Source organism: Streptomyces sp. NPDC038280, from assembly GCF_055600045.1.
This window is the reverse complement of the sequence record NZ_JBVJYZ010000029.1, coordinates 1-25,329: the sequence shown is the minus strand read 5'-3', so window position 1 is coordinate 25,329 and position 25,329 is coordinate 1. Positions and strand designations below refer to the sequence as shown.

The 25,329-nt window shown below is 72.9% G+C and carries 2 protein-coding genes; both read right to left on the bottom strand.

Going from position 1 to position 25,329, the window contains the following annotated elements; translation table 11 throughout:
* Window positions 1–17,758 (bottom strand): non-ribosomal peptide synthetase (locus tag ACZ7J0_RS33380; RefSeq protein ID WP_470893773.1); only part of this gene is annotated, 17,758 nt, incomplete at its 3' end.
* Window positions 17,758–25,329 (bottom strand): amino acid adenylation domain-containing protein (locus ACZ7J0_RS33375; RefSeq protein WP_470893771.1); only part of this gene is annotated, 7,572 nt, incomplete at its 5' end. The genes ACZ7J0_RS33375 and ACZ7J0_RS33380, both read right to left, overlap by 1 nt.

The following is a 25,329-nucleotide window of genomic DNA, read 5'->3' as shown; positions in this document are numbered from 1 at the left end:
TCACAATCCCCGCATGCGGCACCACCACACCCTTGGGCCGCCCCGTCGAACCCGACGTAAAAATCACATACGCAGGATGCTCCGGCCGCACCACAACACCCAACGGCCCACCCCCCAGCCCCGCCGGCTCCAGGTCATCCACGCGAACACACGCAACCCACTCCGGCAACACCCCCTCCAGCCCGGTGACGGTCACCACCGCATCAGCACCCGCCGACTCCAGCACATACGCCACCCGATCCGCCGGATACTCCGGATCCACCGGCAAATACGCACCACCCGCCTTCACCACACCCAGCAGCGCCACCACCATCTCGACACCACGCTCCAAACACACACCCACCACAGACTCAGGCCCCACACCCCGAGCCACCAAACGCCGCGCCAACCGGCCAGCCCGCGCATCCAGCTCGGCATACGAGACGGCCTCGCCCTCGAAAACCACCGCCACCGCATCCGGCGTCCGCGCCACCTGCGCCTCAAACAGCTCCGGCAACGTAGCTGGCACCAGATCGACGTCAGTGTCGTTCCACTCCACCAGGAGTCGGTGACGCTCGGCATCGTCCAGGACCCGAACCGCGCTGAGGCGGGTGCCCGGCCCGGCAGCCAGCACGTCGAGAACCCGCGCGAGGCAAGCGGCCAGTCGCTCGACCGACTCCGGGTCGAAGAGGTCCGCCGCCGCGACCACCGTGCCGCGCAGACCCGCGGGGGCGCCCTCGGCGTCGAAGACCTCCCCGACGCCGACCTCCAGGTCGAATCTGGCCGGTGCTGTGCCGACCTGCATCCGTCCCGCGGCCGCGCCTCGCAGATCCAGTACGGCATCGGCGTTGTTCTGGAGGACCAGGTGGGCCTGGAAGAGGGGGTGCCGGGCCATGGAGCGGCTCGGTGCCAGCTCCTCCACCAGCTTCTCGAACGGTGCGTCCTGGTGTGCCTGGGCGTCCAGGCTGGTCTTGCGGACGCGGTGCAGTACCTCGCGGAACGTGGGGTCGCCGGAGAGGTCGGTGCGCAGCACCAGCGTGTTGACGAAGAAGCCGACGAGGTCGTCGAGGGCCACGTCCGTGCGGCCCGCGTTGGCGGAGCCGATCGGGATGTCGGTGCCTGCGCCCAGACGCGACAGGGTGATCGCGAGGGCGGCTTGGAGCACCATGAACGTCGTGACGCCCTCGGCGCGCGCCGCCTTGACCAGGGCGGCGTGCACCTCGGCCGGGACCTCCAGGGGCACGGCGTGGCCCTTGTGGGAGGCGGTGGCGGGCCGGGGCCGGTCGGTGGGAAGCGCCAGCTCCTCCGGGGCTCCGTCGAGTGCTTCGCGCCAGTAGGCGATCTGTCGGCTCAGCAGGCTGTCCGCATCGCGCTCGTCGCCGAGCAGCTCGCGCTGCCACAGCGCGTAGTCGGCGTACTGGACGGGCAGCGGCTGCCACTGCGGTGCCCGGCCGGCGCACCTCGCCGTGTAGGCGGTGGACAGGTCGGCGGCCATGGGCGCCCAGGACCAGCCGTCGCCCGCGATGTGGTGGACTACGACGAGCAGTACCCGCTCACCCGGTCCGGCATCGAACAAGTGCGCCCGTATGGGCACGTCGGTCGTGAGGTCGAAGGCATACGCGGACGCCTCCCGCACCGCGTCGGCGAGGGCTTCCGGGGCGACCCGGGTCACCGCCAGTGTCCAGTCGGTGTCGTCGAGGGGCAGCACGTGCTGGTAGGGCCGGCCGTCGGCTGCGGGGTAGACGGTACGCAGCACCTCGTGGCGGCCGATCACGTCGCGCAGTGCGAGCTCCAGGGCCCTCACGTCGACGTCCCCGGTGAGGCGCAGCGCCATGGGGATGTTGTAGGTGGCGCCGACGCTTTCCAACTGGTGGATGAACCAGATGCGTTGTTGGGCGTAGGAGACAGGCGTCCGCTCGGGCCGCTCTCTGGCCGTCAGGGCGAGCCGGGTTCGTACGGAACCCTCCAGTTCGGCGGCGAGTCCCGCGACGGTCGGCGCGTCGAACAGGGTTCGGATGTCGAGGTCGACGCCGAGGACCGCGCGGACCTTGCTGGCAAGGCGTACCGCGAGCAGCGAGTGGCCACCGAGCGTGAAGAAGTCGTCGTCGACATCGACCGTGTCCACGCCGAGGACCTGGGCGAAGACGCCGCACAGCAGTTCCTCACGGACGTTGGCCGGGCCGCGCCCGGCCGCCGCCGTGCCCGCCGAGTAGTCGGGTGCGGGAAGGGCCTTGCGGTCGAGCTTGCGGTTGACCGTCAGCGGCAGGGCGTCGAGGGCGACCACGGCGGACGGGACCATGTACTCGGGCAGCCGGTCGGCAGCGAGGGCGAGGACCGACGCCGTGGTGGAAGGCGACCAGGTCGTCCCTTCCTCGACAGAGGGCACGACGTAGGCGACGAGCCGCTTGTCGCCGGGGCTGTCCTCGCGGACGACCACGGCGGCCTGGGCGACCAGCGGGTGGCCGGTCAGGACGCCCTGGATCTCGCCCGGCTCGATGCGGAAGCCGCGGATCTTGACCTGGTCGTCGGTGCGGCCGGCGAAGACGAGTTGTCCGGCCGCCGTCCACTTGGCCCGGTCGCCGGTGCGGTACATCCGCCGGCCCGGCGCGAAGGGCGAGGCGACGAAGCGCTCGGCCGTCAGGTCGGGGCGCCCCAGGTAACCGCGGGCGAGGCCGGCACCGCTGACGTACATCTCGCCCGCGACGCCGACGGGGACGGGCGCCAGGTACTCGTCGAGGACGTACACCTCGGTGTTGAGCACGGGTGTGCCGATGGCGACCTCGGTGGATTCCGGGTCGCACTGCCACAGGGTGGCGTCGACGGTGGTCTCGGTGGGTCCGTACGAGTTGAGGAGCCGGTGGCCGCGTGCCCAGCGGGCCATCACGTCGGGCGGGCAGGCCTCGCCCGCGACCACGAGGACGGTGTCCGGGTCAATGCTGTTCTCGTCGAGGGTGGCGAGGACGGCGGGCGGGAGGGTGGCGTGGGTGACGCGCTGCTCGGTCAGGAAGACCGGCAGCGCCTCGCCCAGGCGCTTCTCGCGCGGGACGACCACGAGGGTCGATCCGGACAGGAGGGCCATGAGCCACTCCCAGCCGAAGGTGTCGAAGCTCGCGGAGGCGAACTGGGCGACCCGGGCGCCGGGGCCGACGCCCAGGTAGCGGATGTGGCCCGCGACGAGGCCGGCGACGCCGGCGTGCGAGACGAGGACACCCTTGGGGCGGCCGGTCGAGCCCGAGGTGTAGATGACGTACGCGGGGTGGGTCACCGCCAGCTCGACGCGCGGCGGTCCGTCCACCGCGTCGCCCGCCTCCTCGACGAGCAGCGTCTCGACGGGGATCCTGTCCGCCGTGTCCGCCGAGGCGAGGACCAGGGCGGGTGCCGCGTCGCCGAGCATGTACGCGATCCGGTCGGCCGGGTACTCCGGGTCGATCGGCATGTACGCGCCCCCGGCCTTCAGGACGGCGAGCAGCGCCACCATGAGGTCGGTGCCGCGCTCCAGGCAGACCGCGACGACGGACTCGGGTACGACGCCCCGCCGCACCAGCCGGTGCGCCAACGTGTCGGCCCAGGCGTCCAGTTGGGCGTACGTCACCTCGGCGCCGTCCGCGACGAGGGCCACCGCGTCCGGGGTGCGGGCCACGTGCGCGGCGAACAGCTCCGGCACCGTGGCGGGCGCGATGTCGGCGGCCGTGTCGTTCCACTCGACCAGGAGCCGGTGGTGCTCGGTGTCGTCGAGGACCGGGACCGCGCTGAGGCGGGTGTCCGGCTCGGCGGTCAGCGCGTCGAGGACCTGGGTCAGGCAGGCGACGAGCCGCTCGGCGGTGGCGGGTTCGAACAGGTCGGCCGCGGCGGTGACGAAGCCGCGTACGCCGGCCGGGTGGCCGTGGTCGTCGAACGCCTCACCCACGATGACGTCCAGGTCGAACTTGGCCTTGGATGCGCCGGTCGTCAGCGCCTCGGCCCGCAGGCCAGGCAGTTCGAGCACGGCCTCGGAGGTGTTCTGCAGGGTCAGCATGACCTGGAAGAGAGCGTGGCGGCCCATGGAACGGCTCGGGGCGAGCTCCTCGACGAGGCGCTCGAACGGCACGTCCTGGTGGGCGAAGGCCGACAGGCTCTTCTCCCGTACGCGGGCAAGGACGTCGCGGAACGTCGGGTCGCCCGACAGGTCCGTACGCAGCACCAGGGTGTTGACGAAGGAGCCGATCAGGCCGTCCAGCGCCTCGTCGGTGCGTCCGGCGTTGGGCGAGCCGATCGGGATGTCGGTCCCGGCGCCCAGGCGCGAGAGGAGCATCGACAGCGCCGCCTGGAGCACCATGAACGCGGTGACGCCCTCGGCCCGCGCCACCTCCACGAGCCGCGCGTGCACCTCGGCCGGGATGTCGACGGGCACGCCGTGTCCGCGGTGGGAGGCCAAGGCCGGGCGCGTGTGGTCGAAGGGCAGCTCCAGCTCCTCCGGGGAGCCGTCCAACGCTTCGCGCCAATAGGCGACTTGGCGGCCCATGACGCTTTCGGGGTCGCGCTCGTCGCCGAGCAGCTCGCGCTGCCACAGCGCGTAGTCCGCGTACTGGACCGGCAGCGGCTCCCAGACCGGGGCCCGGCCCTCGCGGCGGGCCGCGTAGGCGACGGACACGTCCCTGGCCAGTGGTCCGGTGGACCAGCCGTCGGTGACGATGTGGTGCGCGACCACGACGAGGACGTGCTCCTCGGGTGCCAGCTCGAACAGCGAGGCCCGGACCGGCACTTCGGTGGCGAGGTCGAAGACGTGCTCCGCCGCCCTGGCCACCGCGGCCGCCAGGGCGTCCCGGCCCACCCGCTCCACCACCGGTTCCCACACGAGGTCGTCGAGGTCGACGATCCGCTGGTACGGCTCGCCGTCGGCAACCGGGAACAGGGTGCGCAGCACCTCGTGCCGCCCGATGACGTCCCGAAGGGCCGTGATCAGTGCCGCGCGGTCCAGCGGGCCGGACAGCCGCAGCGCCATCGGGATGTTGTAGGTGGAACTGGGACCCTCCAGCTGGCCGATGAACCACAGGCGGCGCTGGGCGAAGGACAGCGGGGTGCGGGCGGGCCGCTCCATCGGCGTCAGAGCGGTCTGGGCCGTCCCGGCACCGGTGAGCCGGGCCGCGAGCGCGGCGACCGTCGGCGCCTCGAACAGGGTGCGCAGCGGGACCTCCACGCCGAGCACGGTGCGGACCCGGCTGATGAGCCGGACCGCGAGCAGGGAGTGGCCGCCGTACGCGAAGAAGTCGTCGTCGACGCCGATCGAGGGCAGGCCGAGCACCTGCGCGAACACTCCGCAGAGGATCTCCTCCTGGAGGCTGCCGGGGGCCCGTCCCGCGACGCTCGCGCCGTCGGTGTACGCCGGGGCCGGCAGCGCCCTGCGGTCGAGCTTGCCGTTGGCCGTCAGCGGCAGGGCGTCCAGGACGACGACGGCCGCGGGCACCATGTGGGCTGGCAGTCGCTCGGTTGTGAACTCGCCGACGAGGCGGCTCAGTTCGGGGGAATGCAACCCCGTCGGGACGACATAGGCGACCAGCCGCTTGTCGCCCGGCGTGTCCTCACGGACGACGACGGCGGCCCGGTCGACGCCCGGGTGGGCGACGACGACGGACTGGACCTCGCCCAGCTCGATGCGGAAGCCGCGCACCTTGACCTGCTCGTCGACACGGCCCAGGTACTCCAGCTGGCCGTCCGGGCTCCAGCGCACCAGGTCACCGGTGCGGTAGAGGCGGTCTCCGGTGGTGGAGAAGGGGTCGGCGACGAACCGCTCACCGGTCAGCCCCGGGCGGCCCAGGTAGCCGCGGGCCAGTCCGGCACCGGCGACGTACAGCTCACCGGCGACGCCCACCGGGACGGGCGAGAGCGAGCCGTCGAGGACGTAGGTGCGGGTGTTGCCGATGGGTGTGCCGATCGGGACGTCCGTGACGCCCGGCTCGCAGCGCCACACGGTGGCGTCGACGGTGGTCTCCGTCGGGCCGTACGTGTTGTACATGCTCCGGCCGCGCGCCCAGCGTTCGATCAGTTCGGGCGAGGACGCCTCACCGCCGACCTCCAGGACGACGTCCGGGCCGATCGATCCGTCCTCCAGGCCCGCGAGGACCGCGGGCGGCAGTGTCGCGTGCGTCACGGCCTGCTCGGCGAGGAACGCCGCCAGGTCCGCGCCGAGGCGGCGGTGGGCCGGGACGACCACCAGGGTCGCGCCGTAGGTGAGGGCCAGCGACCACTCCAGGCAGAAGATGTCGAAGCTCACCGAGGCGAACTGCGCCACCCGCGAGCCCGGACCCGCCTCGAAGCGGGCGAGGCCCGCGATCGTGTTGGCGAACCCGGCATGGGTCAGGACGACGCCCTTGGGGCGGCCGGTCGAGCCGGAGGTGTAGATGACGTACGCGGGATGCTCGGGCCGGATCCGCGTGCCGAGCGGGTCGCCGGCCAGGCCGTCGAGCTCCGTCTCGTCCAGGACGATGAGCCGCGCGTCCGACGCCGGCACGGCCGCGACCGTGCCCGTGGAGGCGATGACCGCCACGGGAGCGGCATCGCCGAACATGTACGCGATGCGCTCCGCCGGGTAGTCCACGTCGACGGGCAGATAGGCGCCGCCCGCCTTCAGTACGGCGAGCACTGACGTGATCAGGTCGACGCCGCGCTCCAGGCACAGCGCCACGACCGACTCGGGGCCGACGCCCCGGTCCAGGAGGTGGCGTGCCAGCCGGTTCGCGCGGGCTTCGAGTTGGGCGTACGTCACCTCGGCGCCGTCGGCGACGAGGGCGACCGCGTCGGGGGTGCGGGCCGCGTGAGCCTCGAAGAGGGCGACCGCGGTGGCGTCGGGGACCTCGACCGCCGTGTCGTTCCACGCGCCGAGGACCTGGCGCAGCCCGGCCTCGTCCAGGACCTGGACGGAGCTGAGCGGCACGTCCTGTCCGTCGTCGAGGGCCGCTTCGAGCGCGGCCACCAGGTTGTGCGCGGCGGTGCGCATCAGGCCGCCGACCATGCGCGAGTCGACCGGGGCGACCGCGTCGACGGCCAGCTTGATGCCGTCGCCGTGATCGTCGACGGAGAGCGCGAGCGGGAAGTTGTCGCGCTCCTCGGCGAACCGCAGCGTGATGCCGGCCAGCTCGCCGCGCGGCGCGCTGCCGTCGGACTGGTCGGTGTGATGACGGTAGTTGAACAGGGCGGTGAACAGCGGGGTGTCACCGGTGACGCCGCTGGCCCGCTGGGCCATCGCGAGCGGGGCGTGCTCGTGCTCCAGGAGCCGGGCGAGCTGGTCGCGCATCGCGGAGACCGCGCCCAGGGCCCCGAAGGCGTCCGTGCGCACGCGGACGGGCAGCGTGTTCATGTACGGGCCGGGCACCCGGTCGGCGCCCTCGCCGGCGTTCATGCGGCCGAACAGGACGGTGCCGAAGACCACGTCCGTACGGCCGGACACCGCCGCCAGGACACGGGCCCAGGCCACGTGCAACAGCGTCGCCGGGCTGGCGCCGAGGCGCCGGGAGACCTCGCGCAGACGCCTGGTCAACTCGTTGGCGAACGGAACCACTTCGCGCACGGAGGTGCCGCCGTCGCCCCGGATCTCCGCTACCCCGAACGGGGTCGTGGGCTCGGTGACGTCGCCGAGCAGGTCGGCGAAGTAGCGCTCGTGCTCGGCGCGGGCGCCCGCGCCCCGCGTCCGCGCCACGAAGGTACGGAACGGCAGCGGCTCGGGCAGCTCCCGGCCACGGCCGGCGAGGATCGCCTGCACCTCGCCAAAGACGATCTCCAAGGCGGTGTGGTCGCGCACCACGTGGTGCGCACGCAGCAGCCCAAGCCAGCGGCCGTCGCCTTCGCCACCAGGCGCGGCCGCGACGTGCAGGCCCAGCAGGGGCGCCCGGCCCAGGGCCATCGACAGACCGCCTGCCGCGAGCAGCTGCTCGACGGGGTCGCCGCCCTCGTCGAGGGCGACCTCGGTGACGGGCAGGGTGGCGTGGCGCCACACGACCTGGACCGGCTCGCGCAGGCCCTCCCACACGATGGACGTGCGGTAGATGTCGTGCCGCTCCACGACCTGGCGCAGGGCGTCCGTGAACGCGTCGAGCCGCGCCCGCGAGTCGAACTCCAGGACGGTGGGGAGCACATAGGCGTCGTTACCGCCCTCCGACAGGAGGTGGTGGAAGAGCAGGCCCTCCTGGAGCGGGGCCAGGGGATAGATGTCGGCGATGTTGGCCGCACCGCCGTCAACGCTGGCGACGACGCGCCCCAGCTCCTCGGCTGTCAGGTCGACGAGCGGCAGCATCTCGGGGGTGATCTCGGCGGCGCCGGCCGGGATCAGATTTTCCGGCACCTCGACCTGGGCAGCACCCAGCGAGGCCGCGAGGCCGGCCGGGGTCGGCGCCTGGAAGAAGGCCCGCACGGAGACGGAGACGCCCTGCTTCTGGAGGAGGGCGACGAGGCGGATCGCGAGCAGCGACTGGCCGCCGAGCTGGAAGAAGTCGTCGTCCACGCCGACGCTCTCCACACCCAGGACCTCGGCGAAGGCGGCGCAGACGATCTCTTCGCGGGCGTTGGAGGGCCCGCGCACTCCGGCGGTCGTCTCGTGCTCGGGCGTGGGGAGGGCCTTGCGGTCGAGCTTGCCGTTGGCCGTCAACGGCAGCGCGTCGAGGGTGACGACCGCCGAAGGGACCATGTACTCGGGCAGGCTCTCAGCCACGAACTCGGCGATGGGGACGGCTGGTTCGCCAGTGGTGACGACGTACGCGACGAGGCGACGGTCGCCCGGACTGTCCTCCCGTACCACCACAGCGGCCTGCACGACCTGCGGGTGCGCGGCCACAGCGGCCTGGACCTCACCCAGCTCGATACGGAAACCACGCACCTTGACCTGGTCATCGGTACGACCGAGGAAGACGAGTTGTCCCTCCGCCGACCACTTCACGCGGTCACCCGAGCGATACATCCGCTCACCGGGGACAAACGGCGACGCCACGAACCGCTCAGCCGTGAGCCCCGAGCGCCCCACATAGCCCCGGGCCACGCCCGCCCCGGAGACGTAAAGCTCACCCGGCACACCGACCGGGACCGGGCGCAGAGTCTCGTCCAAGACGAAGACGCGGGCGTTCGGCACCGGCCTACCCACCACGACGGTCTCGGAGTCGGACAGACGGGCGATCGCGGTGTCCACAGTCGCCTCGGTCGGACCGTAGAAGTTAAAGCCCTCCACACCATCCAGCGACCGCAGCCGCTCCCACAGGTCCGCTGGAACCGCCTCACCACCCACGCCAATCCGCGACGGCATCCAATCGGAACCCCCGAACAAACCTTCGTCCAGTAGGACTTCCAGATACGAGGGCGTCACTTCGGCGAAGTCGATACGCGAGGACCGCATCCACGCCACCAGACGCCCCGCGTCCAGCCACGTCTCCGCATCCACCACATGCAGCTCATGCCCCACAAACACAGCCGACAGCTGGTTCCACGACGCATCGAAAGAGACCGAAGTCGTCAGCGCAACGCTGAGCGGGCCCCCGGCGAACACCGTCCGACTGTGGCCCTCACACAGGCTCACCACACCCCTGTGCGCGACCACCACACCCTTCGGCCGACCCGTCGAACCCGAGGTATAGATCACATACGCAGGATCCTCAGGCCGAATCCGCATGCCCAACGCACCGGCATCCAAACCAGCCAGCGCATCCACCGTCTCCGCACCGTCCACGACCACCAGCGGCACGTCCGACAGCGGCAGCACCCCCGCCGTCACCGACGACGTCAACACCACCACCGGCGCCGCGTCCTCAACCATGTACGCAATCCGCTCCCGCGGATACTCCGGATCCAACGGCACATACGCGCCACCAGCCTTCAGCACCGCAAGCAGCGCAACAATCAGATCCGCACCCCGCCCCAGACACACCCCCACCAGCGACTCAGCACCCACACCCTGAGCCACCAAATGACGGGCCAGACGGTTAGCACGAGCATCCAACTCCGCATAAGCGAGGGAGACTTCACCCGCAACCACCGCAACCGCATCCGGCGTCCGCGCCACCCGCGCCTCGAACAACTCCACCAACGACCCCGCCACCACCTCAGCAGCCGTGTCATTCCACTCAGCCAAAAGCCGGCGCTCGCCCTCGTCCAGGACGTCCAGGGCGCTCAGCGACAGCTCCGGGTCGGCGGTCAGCCTCTCCAGGGCCCGCACCCAGCGGGCCACGAGCCGCTCGGCCGTTTCCGCGTCGAACAGGTCGGCGGCGGCGACCACCGAACCGCGCAGCCCCGCCGGAGCGCCCGCCTCGTCAAAGACCTCCGACACCGAAGCGTCCAGGTCGAACTTGGCGGTCGAGGCTCCGGCCGGGAACCCGGCGGCGCGTACGCCCGGCAGGTCGAGGGCGGCCTCGCCGGTGTTCTGGACCTTCAGCATGACCTGGAACAGCGGATGCCGGGCCAGCGACCGGGCCGGCGCCAGCTCCTCCACGAGCTTCTCGAACGGCACATCCTGGTGCGCGAACGCGGACAGACTCGTCTCCCGGACGCGACCGAGCACGTCCCGGAACGTCGGATCGCCGCTCAAGTCAGTGCGTATGACAAGGGTGTTGATGAAGAATCCGACCAGGTCGTCCAGGGCCTCGTCCGTGCGGCCCGCGTTCGCCGAGCCGATCGGGACGTCCGTCCCGGCGCCCAGCTTCGACAGCAGCATCGCCAGCGCGGCCTGCAGGACCATGAACGGCGTCACGCCCTCGGCGCGCGCCACCTCCACGAGGCGGGCGTGCACCTGCGCGGGTACCGCCAGCGGGATGTTGTGCCCCAGGTGCGAGGGGACAGCGGGCCGCACGCGGTCGGCCGGCAGCTCCAGCTCCTCCGGAGCACCGGCCAACGCATCGCGCCAGTAGGCGACCTGACGGAAGCTCAAGCTTTCGGGGTCCCCCTCCTCACCGAGCAGCTCGCGCTGCCACAGCGCGTAGTCGGCGTACTGCACCGGCAGCGGCTGCCACTCGGGGGCCCCGCCCTCGCGCCGAGCCGCATAGGCGATCGACAAGTCGCGCGCCAGCGGCTCCATCGACCAGCCGTCGCCCGCGATGTGGTGGACGGCCATGACGAACACGTGCTCGTCGGCGCCGGTCCCGAACAGCCAGGCCCTGACCGGCACGTCGGCCGACAGGTCGAAGGGGTGGGCGAGGGCCTCGGCGACCGCGTGGTCCAGGTCCTGCGGGGCCACGTCGGCCACCGTCAGCGCCCAGCCCAGGTCCGCCGGGTCCAGGATCCGCTGGTACGGCTCTCCGTCGGCGACCTCGAAGACGGTCCGCAGCACTTCGTGCCGCCCGATCACGTCGCTCAGGGCCGCGCCCAGCGCGTCCCGGTCGAGCGTGCCGGTGAGCCGCAGCGCGACCGGGATGTTGTAGGTGGCGCCGGGGCCCTCCAGCTGACCGACGAACCACAGGCGGCGCTGGGCGAAGGAGAGCGGGACGCGCTGCGGACGTACCGCCGGGGCGAGCGCGGTGCGGGACGGGCCCGCGCCGTCGAGGCGGGCCGCGAGCGCTGCCACGGTGGGCGCCTCGAACAGGGTGCGCAGCGGTACCTCGACGCCGAGGACAGTGCGCGCCCGGCTGATGAGCCGGGTGGCGAGCAGGGAGTGACCGCCGAGCGCGAAGAAGTCGTCGTCGACGCCCACGTCGGGCACGCCGAGGACCTGGGCGAACACGCCGCACAGCAGCTCCTCGTGGAGCGTGGCGGGGCCGCGGCCCGCGCTCGCCGTGTACACCGGGGCGGGCAGGGCGGCGCGGTCGAGCTTGCCGTTGACGGACTGGGGCAGGGCGTCCAGGGCGACGACGGCGGAGGGCACCATGTGCTCGGGCAGCTGGGCGGCGATGAACTCCCGTACGTCCGCGGCCACGTCCGAGGCGCCGTGGACGGGCACGACATAGGTGACCAGGCGCCGGTCCCCGGGGGTGTCCTCGCGGGCGACGACCGCCGCCTGGGCGACGTCCGGGTGCGCGGCGGCGATGGCCTCGACCTCGCCGGGCTCTATCCGGTAGCCGCGGATCTTGACCTGGTCGTCGGCGCGGCCCAGGTACTCCGCGCGACCGTCGGCGTCGTGGCGTACCAGGTCGCCGGTGCGGTACATGCGGGTGCCCGGCTCGAAGGGGTTCGCGACGAACCGCTCGGCGGTCAGGCCCGCGCGGCGCACGTAGCCGCGGGCCAGGCCCGCGCCGGAGACGTACAGCTCGCCGGCGACGCCCACGGGGGCGGGCCGGAGCGAGCCGTCGAGGACGTAGGCGCGCGTGTTGGGCAGGGGGCGGCCGATCAGCGGGCGCCCGCCCTGCTCGGTGTCGTGGCACAGGACGTGCACGGTGGCCTCGGTCGGGCCGTAGAAGTTGAGGCCGAGCGTCCCTTCGGCGGCCCGCAGGCGCTCCCACAGGGCGCTGCCGACGGCGTCGCCGCCGAGGAGCAGTGCGCGGGGTCGGTGTACGGAGGCGCCGAGGAGGCCCTCGTCGAGGAGCTGTTCGGCCTGGACGGGGGTGACGGCCATCAGGTCGATGCGGGAGGCGTCGACGTAGCGGGCCAGGGCGGTGGTGTCGCGGCGCACGTCGTCGGGGACGACGTGGAGTTCGTGGCCCGCGACCATCCAGAGCAGCAGCTCCCAGGAGGCGTCGAAGGACAGGGAGTACGTCAGGGCGACGCGCATGCGCGGCCCGGAGCGCGTGATGGCGCCGGCGCGCTGGAAGGCGGCGAGGTTGGCGAGCCCCTCGTGGGGCACGGCGACGCCTTTGGGGCGGCCGGTCGAGCCCGAGGTGTAGATGACGTACGCGGAGTGGTCGGGCCGGATCGCGACGCCGATCGGGGCGTCGTCGACGCCGTCGAGCGCCGCGTCGTCCAGGACGAGCACGGGGGCGCCGCCGCCCGGTAGGACGGTGGCCGTGCTGGCGTTGGCGAGGATGACGGCGGGGGCCGCGTCCTGGACCATGTACGCGATGCGGTCGGCCGGGTAACCCGGGTCGAGGGGCAGGTGGGTGCCGCCGGCCTTGAGGACGGCGAGAAGGGCGACGACCGGTTCTGCGCCGCGCTCCAGGCACACGCCGACGACGGACTCGGGCCCGACGCCCCGCTCCACGAGCAGGCGCGCCAACTGGTTGGCACGGAAGTCGAGTTCGGCGAAGGTGAGGCTTTCGCCGTCGGCGGTGACAGCGACCGCCTCGGGGGTGCGCGCGGCCTGGGCCTCGAAGAGCTCGGGGACCGTGGCGGGCGGCACGTCGGCGGCGGTGTCGTTCCACGCGGTGAGGACCTGGTGGCGCCGGTCCTCGTCGAGGACGTCGATCGCGGCGAGCGGCCGGCCGGTGTCCGCGTCGAGGGCGTCGAGGAGCCCTGCGAGGGTCGTGCGCAGCAGGGTGCCGACCTCGTGCGGGTCGACGGGGGTGCGTGCGTCCACGGCGAGCGAGAGCGCCTCGCCGTCGTCGTCGACGGAGACCGCCAGGGGATAGTTGGAGCGCTCCTGGGCGAGCAGGGTGCGGATGCCGTCGAGTTCCTGGCCGCCGGTGGCGCCGCGCCGGTAGTTGAACAGGGAGGTGAACAGGGGCGTATCGCCGGTGACCCCACTGGCCCGCTGGGCGGTGGCGAGCGGCGCGTGCTCGTGCTCGACGAGCCGGGCGAGCTGCTCGCGCAGCGCGGACAGGGCGGCGCGGGCGTCGAGTGTGGCGGTGCGCACGCGCACGGGCAGCATGTTGATGTACGGGCCGGGGGCCTGACGGTCGCCGGTGGTGGCGCTCATGCGGCCGGACAGGACGGTGCCGAAGACCACGTCGTCGCGGCCGCTGACGGCGGCGAGGACCCGTGCCCAGGCGAGGTGCAGGACGGTGGCGGGGCTCGCGCCGAGGCGGCGGGAGACGTCGCGCAGGCGTCCGGTGAGCTCGGGTGCGAAGGGGAGGCGGGCCCGGGACGATCCGGCGCCGTCGCCGCGTACGTCCACCAGGCCGTAGGGCGCGGTGGGTTCCGTGACGTCGCCGAGCAGTCCGGCGAAGTACGGCTCGTGGTCGGCACCTTCGAGGCCGGTGCGGACCCGGGCCACGAAGTCGCGGAACCGCGCGGGCTCGGGCAGTTCGGCGCCGCGCCCGTCGAGGAACGCACGCACCTCGTCGAGGACGACCTCCAGGGCGGTGTGGTCCTGGACCGTGTGGTGTGCCCGGACCAGGGCGAGCCAGCGGCCCCCCACCGGGTCGGCCGCGACGTGCAGGCCGAGCAGCGGGGCGCGGGTCAGGTCCATGGCGCCGTCGCCGAGGGCGAGCAGCTGCGCGACGGGGTCGCCGCCCTCGGCGAGGGTGACCTCGGTGACGGGCAGGGTGGTGTCGCGCCACACGACCTGGACCGGCTCGCGCAGCCCCTCCCACACGAGGGAGGTGCGCAGGATGTCGTGGCGCTCCACGACCCGGCGCAGGGCGTCGGTGAACGCGTCCAGCCGCTCCCGCGCGTCGAACTCCAGGACCGTCGGCTGGACGTAGGCGTCCCGGCCGCCGTCGGCCAGCAGGTGGTGGAAGAGCAGGCCCTCCTGGAGCGGAGCGAGCGGGTAGACGTCCGCGACGTTCGCCGCGCCGCCGTCGACGGTGGCGACGATCCGGGTGACCTCGTCGGCCGTGAGGTCGACGAGCGGCAGCATCTCGGGGGTGATCGCGGTCGCGTCGGCCGGGATCAGGTTGGGCGGGGCGGCCGCCGGGGCGGCGTGCGCCGAGGCGGCGAGGCCGGCCGGGGTCGGGGTCTGGAAGAGCGCGCGCACGGGCACGTCGGCGCCCAGGGCGGCGCGGACCCGGCCCATGAGTTCGACGGCGAGCAGCGAGTGGCCGCCGAGGGCGAAGAAGTCGTCGTCGACGCCGACGCCCGCCAGGCCGAGGACCTCGGCGAAGACGCCGCACAGCAGTTCCTCGCGCAGGTCGGCCGGGCCCCGGCCGGCGCCCGTGGCGTGGTCGGGCGCGGGCAGGGCCTTGCGGTCGAGCTTTCCGTTGGCGGTCAGCGGCAGTGCGTCCAGCACCAGCACCGCGGACGGCACCATGTAACCCGGCAGGCTCGCGCCCACGTGGGCGCGTAGCTCTGCGGCATCAAGTTCTCCGTCCCCACCCTTCGCGGGGATCGCGTAGGCCACGAGCCGGACGTCGCCCGGGGCGTCCTCGCGGACGACGACGGCGGCGCGGGCGACCCGTGCGTGGCGTTCGAGGACGGCCTCGACCTCGCCCAGCTCGATACGGAAACCACGCACCTTGACCTGCCCATCGGTGCGGCCCAGGCATTCGAGGACGCCGCCGGTGCGCCGGCGCGCCACGTCGCCGGTTCGGTAGAGCCGGTCGCCGGGGACGAACGGGGAGGCGACGAACCGTTCGGCGGTCATGGCTGCGCGGCCCAGGTAGCCACGTGCCAGCTGGGCGCCCGCGAGGTAGAGCTCTCCCGTGGCGCCGGGGGCCACGGGCCGCATCCGGTCGTCGAGGACGTACGCGCGGGTGTTGGAGAAGGGCCGGCCGATGAGGACGGGGCCGTCGGTGACCTCCGCGGAGGTGGCCCAGATGGTGGCCTCGGTGGGCCCGTACAGGTTGACGGCGCGAGCGCCGAGGGCGTGCAGCCTGGCGGCCAGTTCCTCGGGCAGTGCCTCGCCGCCGACGAGGGCGCGCGTGGAGGGGGGCCAGTCGCCGGCGTCCAGGAGCGCGCGCCACAGGGACGGCACGGCCTGCAGGGCGGTCGCCCCGCTGGTGCGGACCACGTCGAGGAGGGCGTGGGGGTCGCGGACGGTGTCGCGGTCGGCGAGGACGACGGCGGCGCCGCTGACGAGTGGCAGGAACAGCTCCAGCGCCGCGATGTCGAAGGAGACCGTGGTGACGGCGACCAGCCGGTCACCCGCGACGAGCGGGACGCGCTCGGCGACGGCGTGCAGGTGGTTGGCGAGGGCCTGGTGGCCGACGACGACGCCCTTGGGGCGGCCGGTGGAGCCGGAGGTGTGGATGACGTACGCGGGGTGCTGCGGCAGCAGGGCGGCCCGGGCGGGCGGCGCGGCCGCGTCGAACCCGGCGTGCTCTCCGTCGAGGACCATCACGGGCGCGTCGGTCCCGGGGATCGCGGAGGCGCACGCGAGGTCGGTGAGCACGCACACGGGGCGCGCGTCGGCGAGCATGTACGCGATCCGCTCCGCCGGGTACTCCGGGTCGACCGGCAGATAGGCGCCGCCGGCCTTCACCACGGCGAGCAGCGACGCCACCAGGTCCGCGCCGCGCTCCATCACGACGGCGACGATCGCCTCGGGCCCGACTCCCCGGTCGGCGAGCTGGTGCGCCAACTGGTTGGCACGGGCGTCGAGTTGGGCGTACGTGTACGAGTCGTCACCGTCGACCAGGGCGACCGCGTCGGGCGTGCGGGCGACCTGGGCCTCGAAGAGGTCGGGCAGCGTAGCCGCCGGGACCTCCGCGTCGGTGTCGTTCCACCCGTGCAGGACCTGGTGCAGCTCGGCGTCGTCCAGGAGCCGTACGTCACCTACGCGGGTGGCGGGCTCGTCGGCGAGGGCCTCGACGACGCGGGCGAGCCGGTCGGCGATCCATTGGACGGAGTCGGCGTCGAACAGGTCGGCGGCGGCGATGACGGTGCCGCGCAGCCCGGCCGGGGCCCCGTTCGCGTCGAAGGTCTCGCCCACGCCGACCTCCAGGTCGAACTTGGCGGCGGACTCCCCGGTGGGTACGGACTCGGCCTCGATGGCGGGCAGCCGGAGCGCCGCGTCGCCGGTGTTCTGCAGCATCAGCATGACCTGGAACAGCGGGTGCCGGGCCAGGGAGCGGGTCGGGGCGAGTTCCTCGACCAGCTTCTCGAAGGGGACGTCCTGGTGCTCGAACGCCGACAGGCTGGCCTCCTGCACGCGTGCGAGGAGTTCGCGGAACGTGGGGTCGCCCGACAGGTCGGTGCGCACCACGAGGGTGCTGACGAAGAAGCCGACCAGGTCGTCGAGGGCCTCGTCGCCGCGGCCCGCGTTGACGGAGCCGATCGGGATGTCCGTGCCCGCGCCGAGCCGGGACAGGGTCACGGCGAGGGCGGCCTGCAGTGCGGCGAACAGGGTCACGCCCTCGGCGAGCGCGACCTCGGCGAGGCGTGCGTGCACGCGGGCGGGCAGTTCGAAGGGGACGGTGTGGCCGGTGTGGCCGAGGACAGCCGGACGGGTCCGGTCGTACGGCAGCTCCAGCTCCTCGGGCACGTCCGCCAACGCCGCTCGCCAATAGGCGGTCTGACGGGAGAACAGGCTTCCGGGGTCGTTCTCGTCACCGAGCAGTTCGCGCTGCCACAGCGTGTAGTCCGCGTACTGCACGGGCAGCGGCTCCCACAGCGGGGCCTCGCCCTGGGCGCGCGCCGCGTAGGCCGTGGAGAGGTCACGGGCCAGCGGGCCCATCGACCAGCCGTCGCCCGCGATGTGGTGGACGACCATGACGAGCACGTGCTCGTCGGGGGACGTCGTGAACAGCCAGGCTCTGATGGGAACTTCGGTGGTGAGGTCGAATGCGTACCCGACGGCGGATGCGATCTCCTGGTCGAGGTCGGTCGGCGTGACGTCGGCCGCCTCCAGGCTCCAGTCCAGCTCGGCGGTCTTGAGGACACGCTGGTAGGGCTCGCCGGCCGCGACGCCGTAGACGGTGCGCAGGATTTCGTGGCGGGCGATCACGTCCCGCAGGGCCGCCTCCAGCGCGCCCGGGTCCACGGGGCCGGACAGCCGCTGCGCGACCCGGATGTTGTAGGCCGCGCTCGGGCCCTCCAACTGGGCAATGAACCACAGCCGACGCTGCGCGAATGACAACGGAATCATCAGGACTCCTCCTGGGTACGCATCGGCCGCAGCGCGGGCCTAGCAGAGCTCACATTTCCAAGCTGTCGTACGAGGCCGGACACTGTCCGCGCCGTGAAGAGCACCCGAAGGGACACCTCGACACCGAGCACCGTCCGCAGACGGCTGGTGAGGCGGGCGGCGAGCAGGGAGTGCCCGCCGAGGGCGAAGAAGTCGTCGTCGACGCCCACCCGCTCCAGACCGAGGACCTCGGCGAACGCCGCGCACAGGACCCTCTCCCGCTCAGTGGCGGGCGCGCGGCCCGTGCTCACGGCGGGTCCGGCTTCGGGCAGGGCCCTGCGGTCGACCTTGCCGTTGGCCGTCAGCGGCATCGCGTCGAGTACGACGATCGTGGACGGCACCATGTGCTCGGGCAGCCGGGCCTCGGCGAACTGCCTGACGTGGGTCGCCACGTCGGCATCGGCGGGACCGGTGGGACCGGTGGGGACGATGTAGGCGACCAGCCGTCTGCCGCTCGCCCCGTCCTCGCGGACCACGACGGCGGCCTGGGTCACGCCGGGGTGCGCGGCCAGGACGGCTTGGACCTCGCCCGGCTCGATGCGGAACCCGCGGATCTTGACCTGGTCGTCCACGCGGCTGGCGAAGATCAGCCGGCCGTCGGTGGTCCAGCGCACCCGGTCACCCGTGCGGTACAGCCGCTCGCCCGTCCCGTCGAAGGGCGAGGCCACGAACCGTTCCGCGGTCAGGGCCGGGCGGCCCACGTAGGCGCGGGCGAGCCCGGCGCCCGCGACGTACAGCTCGCCGTCGACACCGACCGGGACCGGGTTGAGACTCGCGTCGAGCACGTACACCCGGGAGTTGGTGATCGGTGTGCCGATGCCGGGCCGCTCGTCGTCCGCGCGGAGTGCGTCGGACATCGTCGCGCACACCGTCGTCTCGGTCGGGCCGTAGGCGTTGACGAAGCGGCGGCCGTGCGACCAGCGCGCCACGAGTTCGGCGCCGAGCGCCTCACCGGCCGACACCAGCGTGGTGACGGGGGCGAGGTCCGCGGGTTCCAGTACGGACAGGACGGCGGGCGGCAGCGTGGCGTGCGTGACTCCGTGGCGTGCCACGAGCTCGGCGAGCCCGCCGCCGGGAAGCAGCGCATCGGCTGGGGCGACCACCAGGCGGGCGCCCGAGCACAGGGCCATGACCAGCTCCCAAGTCGCCGCGTCGAAGCCCGGCGAGGCGAACTGCAGGACCCGGCTGTCGGCGCCGACCTCGAACCGCTGGATCTGCGTGGCCACGAGGCTGGCGATGCCGGTGTGCGTGACGACCACACCCTTGGGCATGCCCGTCGAGCCCGACGTGAAGATCATGTACGCGGGATGGGCGGGCAACAGCCGCGCGCACCGTTCCGCGTCGCTCGGCTCGCCGCCGTCCAGCGCCTCGATCTCCGCCGAGAGCGGCGGCTCGTCGAGCACGAGGACCGGCGCCCGCGTGTCGCCCGGCACGACAGGCGCGCACAGCGCCGACGCCAGGACCGCCGCCGCGCCCGACTCCTTCAGCATGAACGCGATGCGCTCCGCCGGGTACTCCGGGTCGACCGGCAGATAGGCGCCGCCCGCCTTCAGGACAGCGAGCAGGGTGACGATCAGGTCGACGCCGCGCTCCCGCACGACCGCGACCACCGACTCGGGTCCCACTCCCCGGCCGATCAGGAACCGGGCCAGCCGGTTGGCGCGGGCGTCCAGCTCCGCGTACGTCAGCTCGGCGCCGTCGGATGCCACCGCGACCGCGTCGGGCCTCGAGCGCACGCGCGCCGCGAACAGCTCGGGCACCGTCGCGGGCGGTACGTCCGCCGCCGTGTCGTTCCACTCGGTGAGCACCTGCCGGCGCTCGTCGTCGGCCAGCACGCCGACCCTGCTCAGCGGCAGGTCGTGACCGCCATCCAGGGCCTGCTCGGCGGCGCCCACCAGCTCCTCGACGGCGGTGCGCGCGAGGGCGGCGACCGCTTCCGGGTCGATCGGGGCGACGGCGTCGACGATCAGCTCGATACCGTTTCCGTCGTCGTCGACGAGCAGAGCGAGTGGGTAGTTGGTGCGCTCGCGGGTGAACAGCAGCTTGGTTCCCGGCAGGGACGCGTTCCAGCGCTCGTCCAGGTCCTCGCCGATGCTGCGCCGGTAGTTGAGGCAGGCGGTGAACAGGGGGGCGTCGCCCTCCAGGTCCGCCGCCCGCTGCGCCACGACCAGCGGCGCGTGCTCGTGTTCCAGGAGTTCCGCCAGTTGACCGCGCATCGCGCTGATGGCCCCGAGCGCCCCGAGCCGGCCAGTGGGGACGCGTACGGGAAGGGTGTTGATGAACGGACCCGGCACCCGGTCGGCGCCCACGCCCGCGTTCATGCGTCCGAACAGAACCGTGCCGAAGACCACGTCCTCCCGGCCGCTCACCGCCGCCAGGACCCGCGCCCATGCCACGTGCAGCACGGTCGCCGCGCTGACACCCGCGCGCCGCGCCACCTCCCGCAGGCGCCCAGCCAGTTCGGGTTCGGCCGCGACGCGGGCACGGGCCAGCGAGGCGCCGTCGCCGCGCACGTCCACCAGGCCGAAGGGGGCCGTGGGCTCGGTGACGTCACCGAGCAGCGCGGTGAAGTACCGCTCGTGCTCGGAGCGGGCGACGCCGCCGCGTGCCTGGGCGACGAAGGTGCGGAACGGCAGCGGCTCGGGCAGCTGGTCGCCGCGCCCGTCGAGGAACGCGGTCACCTCCTCGAGCAGCACTTCGAGGGCGGTGCCGTCGCGGACCATGTGGTGGGCGCGGATCAGCGCGAACCAGCGCTCCGGGTCGGTGCCGGGCACGGCCGCGACGTGCAGGTCGAGCAGGGGGCCCCGGCCCAGGTCCATCCGCGCGCCGCCCGCCTCGACGAGCGCGGCGACCGGGTCGGTGCCGCGCGGGTCCAGGACGACCTCCGTGACGGGCAGGGCGGCCTCGCGCCACACCACCTGCACGGGCTCGCGCAGCTCCTCCCACACGTAGGAGGTCCGGTAGATGTCGTGCCGCTCCACCACGCGCCGCAGCGCGTCGGTGAACGCGTCGAGCCGGGACCGCGAGTCGAACTCCAGGACCGCCGGCATGACGTACGCGTCGTCGCCGCCCTCCACCAGCATGTGGTGGAAGAGCAGGCCCTCCTGGAGCGGAGCGAGCGGGTAGACGTCCTTCACGTTCGCCGCGCCGCCCTCCACGGAGGCCACGATCACGGAGATCTCTTCGGCGGTCAGGTCGACCAGCGGCAGCATCTCGGGCGTGATCTCGGTGGCACCGGCCGGGATGAGGTTGTCGGGGACGACGACCTGCTCCGTACCGGCGGACGACGCGAGGGATGCCACCGTCGGGTTGTCGAACAGGGCGCGCACGGAGACGGAGACTCCACGCGCCCGGAGGATCTCGACCAGTCGCACGGCCACCAGCGAGTGGCCGCCCAGCTCGAAGAAGTCGTCGTCGACGCCCACGCTCTCCAGGTCCAGGACCTCTGCGAAGGCGGCGCACAGGATCTCCTCGCGCACGTCGGCCGGGGCCCGGCCCGCACCTGCGATCGCCGCGAAGTCGGCCGCGGGCAGGGCCTTGCGGTCGAGCTTGCCATTGCCGGTCAGCGGCAGCGCCTCCAGGACCACGACGGCCGACGGCACCATGTGCTCCGGCAGCCGCTGTCCCGCGAACCGGCGCACGGCCGCCGGGAGTTCGTCGCCGCCCTCGAACCGGTCGTTCGGGACGACGTAGGCGACGAGGCGCCGGTCGCCCGGGGTGTCCTCGCAGGCGACCACCGCCGCCTGCGCGACCAGCGGGTGACCGGTCAGGACGCCCTGCACCTCACCGGGTTCGATCCGGTAACCGCGCACCTTCACCTGGTCGTCGGAGCGGCCGGCGAAGACGACCTGGCCGTCCGCCGTCCACTTGGCCCGGTCGCCGGTGCGGTACATCCGCCGCCCCGACTCGAAGGGGCTGGCCACGAACCGCTCGGCGGTCAGACCGACCCGGCGGACGTAACCTCGGGCGAGCTGGGCCCCGGAGACGTACAACTCGCCGACGACGCCCGGTGCGACCGGCCGCAGCCGCTCGTCCAGGACGTAGAAGCGGGTGTTCGCGACCGGGGACCCGACCGGTACGGCGCCGGTGGCGACGCGGTCGGCGGTGAGCCGGGTAGTGGCGACGCCGATGGTGGTCTCGGTGGGGCCGTAGTGGTTGTGGATCCCGCACTCACCGGCGGCGGCGAGCAGCTCCCGCAGCCACACCGGTGAGGCTGCCTCGCCGCCGAGGACGAGGGACTGGATCGGCAGGACGCCTTGCACGCCACCGGCGGCGGAGAGCGCGGCGAGGTGCGAGGGGACGGCCTTGAAGTGGTCGATCTGGTGCTCGGCGAGGTACGCGGAGACCGCGACCGGGTCCGTGACGGCTCCCTCGTCCAGGATGTGCAGCTCGCCACCGGTGGCGAGGCCGGCGAAGACCACGGTGTTGCCGAGGTCGGTCGCCTGCGCCTGGAGCAGCGCGTACCGCGCGCCTTCCCCACCGAAGCCGACGCGCTCGGGGACGGAGGAGAAGTAGTTCGCGAGCCCGCCGTGCGTCACGGCGACGCCCTTGGGCTGACCGGTCGAGCCCGAGGTGTAGATGACGTACGCGAGCGACTGCGGGTCAACCGCCCTGCTCGGACACTCGGTTGAGGCAGCTGCGAGCTGCATCTCGACGAAGGTGTCGTCGATGGCGACCAGGCGCGACCGCCCGGCCGGCAACTCGTCCAGGATCTCCTCGGTCGTCAGCGCGAGCGCCGCGTTGCTGTCCCGCAGCATGAACGCCACCCGGTCGGCAGGCTGCTCAGGGTCGATCGGCAGGTAGCCGGCGCCCGCCTTCCACACACCCAGGATCGCCGCGATCATGTCGGCACCGCGCGGCAGACACAGACCCACTACGGACTCGGCACCGATGCCCTGACCGATCAGGTAGTGCGCGATCCGGTTCGCCCGCGCGTCCAGCTCCCCGTACGAGACCCCGACGCCCCCGGACACGATGGCCACCGCGTCCGGCCTACGCGCCACCTGTGCCTCGAACAAATCCTGCACCAAGGCGACATCACCCTCGGTCGCCGTGTCGTTCCAGCCGACCAGCACCCGGCGGCGCTCGTCGTCGTCCAGGACCTCGATCGAACCGAGCGGCACGTCCGGGCCGCCGTCGAGCGCGGACTCCAGGGCGGAGACCAGGTTCCCGGCGGCCGTGCGCACGAGGACACCGACCGCGCGGGAGTCGATGGGCGCGATGGAGTCGACGGCCACCTCGGTGCGGTCGCCGTAGTCGTCGAGCAGAACGACCAGCGGGTAGTTGGTGCGCTCGCGCACCGACAGGAGCCGTACCCCGTCCATGCCCTCGTCGACGGCACGGCCCGGGTTGCGCCGGTAGTTGAGGAAGGAGGTGAACAGCGGGGTGTCGCCGCTGACCCCGCTGGCGCGCTGGGCCACGACGAGCGGCGCGTGCTCGTGCTCCAGGAGCTCCGCGAGCTGGCCGCGCATCGCGGACACCGCCGCGAGCGCGCCCAGTTCCTCGGTCCGCACGCGCACGGGCAGGGTGTTCATGAACGGGCCCGCCACCCGGTCGGCTCCGGCGCCCGCGTTCAGGCGGCCGTACAGTACCGAGCCGAAGACCACGTCCTCGCGGCCGCTGACGGCGGCGAGGACCCGGGCCCAGGCGACGTGCAGCACGGTCGCCGTGCTGATGCCGACGCGGCGCGCGACCGTCCGCAGACGCCGGTCCAACTCGGGGTAGAAAGCGACGACTTCGTGAACCGTGTCCGCGCCGTCGCCGCGCACGTCCGCCATCCCGTACGGGGCCGTGGGCTCGGTGACGTCGCCGAGGAGCGCGGCGAAGTACCGCTCGTGCTCGGTCCGGTCGGTCCCGCCGCGCACCTGGGCGACGAAGTTGCGGAACGGCAGCGGCTCGGGCAGCTCGTCGCCCCGGCCCGCCAGGAACGCCTCGACCTCGTCGAGGACGACCTGGAGCGCGGTGTGGTCGCGGACCGTGTGGTGCATGCGCACGAGGACCAGCCAGCGGTCGCCGCCGGGATCAGCCGCGACGTGGGCGCCCAGGAGCGGGGCCCGGCCCAGGTCCATGGAAGCGCCGCCCACGGCGACCAGCGCGGCCACCGGGTCGGTGCCCTGCGGGTCGAGGAGGACCTCCTCGACGGGCAGGGTGCCCCGGCGCCACACGACCTGGACCGGCTCGCGCAGGCCCTCCCACACGAACGAGGTCCGGTAGATGTCGTGCCGGTCCACCACCCGTTGCAGGGCGTCGGTGAACGCGTCCGCCCGGTCCCGGGAGTCGAACTCCAGGACCGCGCGCATGACGTAGGCGTCCTCGCCGCCCTCCGCCAGCAGGTGGTGGAAGAGCAGGCCCTCCTGGAGCGGGGCGAGCGGGTAGACGTCCTTCACGTTGGCCGCCCCGCCGTCGACCGTGGCGACGACCCGGGTGACCTCGTCGGCGGTGAGGTCGACCAGCGGCAGCATCGCGGGCGTGATCTCGGTGGCGTCCGCCGGGATGAGGTTCTCGGGGACGACGACCTGCTCGTCCCCGGCGGAGGCGGCGAGGCCGGTGACCGTCGGGGTGTCGAACAGGGTGCGTACGGAAATGGAGACGTTCTGGGCGCGCAGGATCTCGACCAGGCGCACGGCGAGGAGGGAGTGGCCGCCGAGCCGGAAGAAGTCGTCGTCGACGCCCACGCTCTCCAGGCCCAGGACCTCGGCGAAGGCCGCGCAGAGGATCTCCTCGCGCACGGTCGCCGGGCCGCGCCCCGATCCCGCCAGGCCGGCGAAGTCAGGGACGGGGAGTGCCTTGCGGTCGAGCTTGCCGTTCACCGACAGGGGCAGGGCGTCGAGGGTGACGACGGCCGAGGGGACCATGTAGGAGGGGAGCCGCTGACCAGCGAACTCACTGACGGCCTTGGCCAGTTCCGCACTGTCTTCGACCGGTACGACGTAGGCGACGAGGCGGGTGTCGCCCGGCGCGTCCTCGCGGGCGATCACCGCGGCGTGGGCCACCTGCGGGTGCGCGGCCACGACGGCCTGCACCTCACCGGGCTCGATACGGAAGCCACGGATCTTGACCTGCTCGTCCGCGCGCCCGAGGTATTCGAGCTGCCCGTCCGCGTTCCAGCGCACCACATCACCAGTGCGATACATCCGCCGACCAGGGACGAAGGGACTGGCCACAAACCGCTCAGCCGTCAGGCCCGCCCGCCCCACATAGCCGCGAGCAAGCTGGACACCCGCGAGATAGAGCTCTCCCCCCACACCCACCGGCACCGGATTCAGAGCCGCATCCAACACGTAGGTACGGGTGTTGGCGATCGGCGCGCCGATGACAACAGGCGCACCCGGCGCGCACTCCCAGGCGGTGACGTCGACGGACGCCTCCGTCGGCCCGTACAGATTGTGCAGCCCCACCCCCGGCAACACGGCGAAGAACCGCTCCTGCGCCGCAGGCGACAGAGCCTCACCCGAACAAACCACCCGGCGCAGCCCACCACACCCGGCCGCCGACTCCTCAGCAAGAAAAGCCTCCAGCATCGACGGCACGAA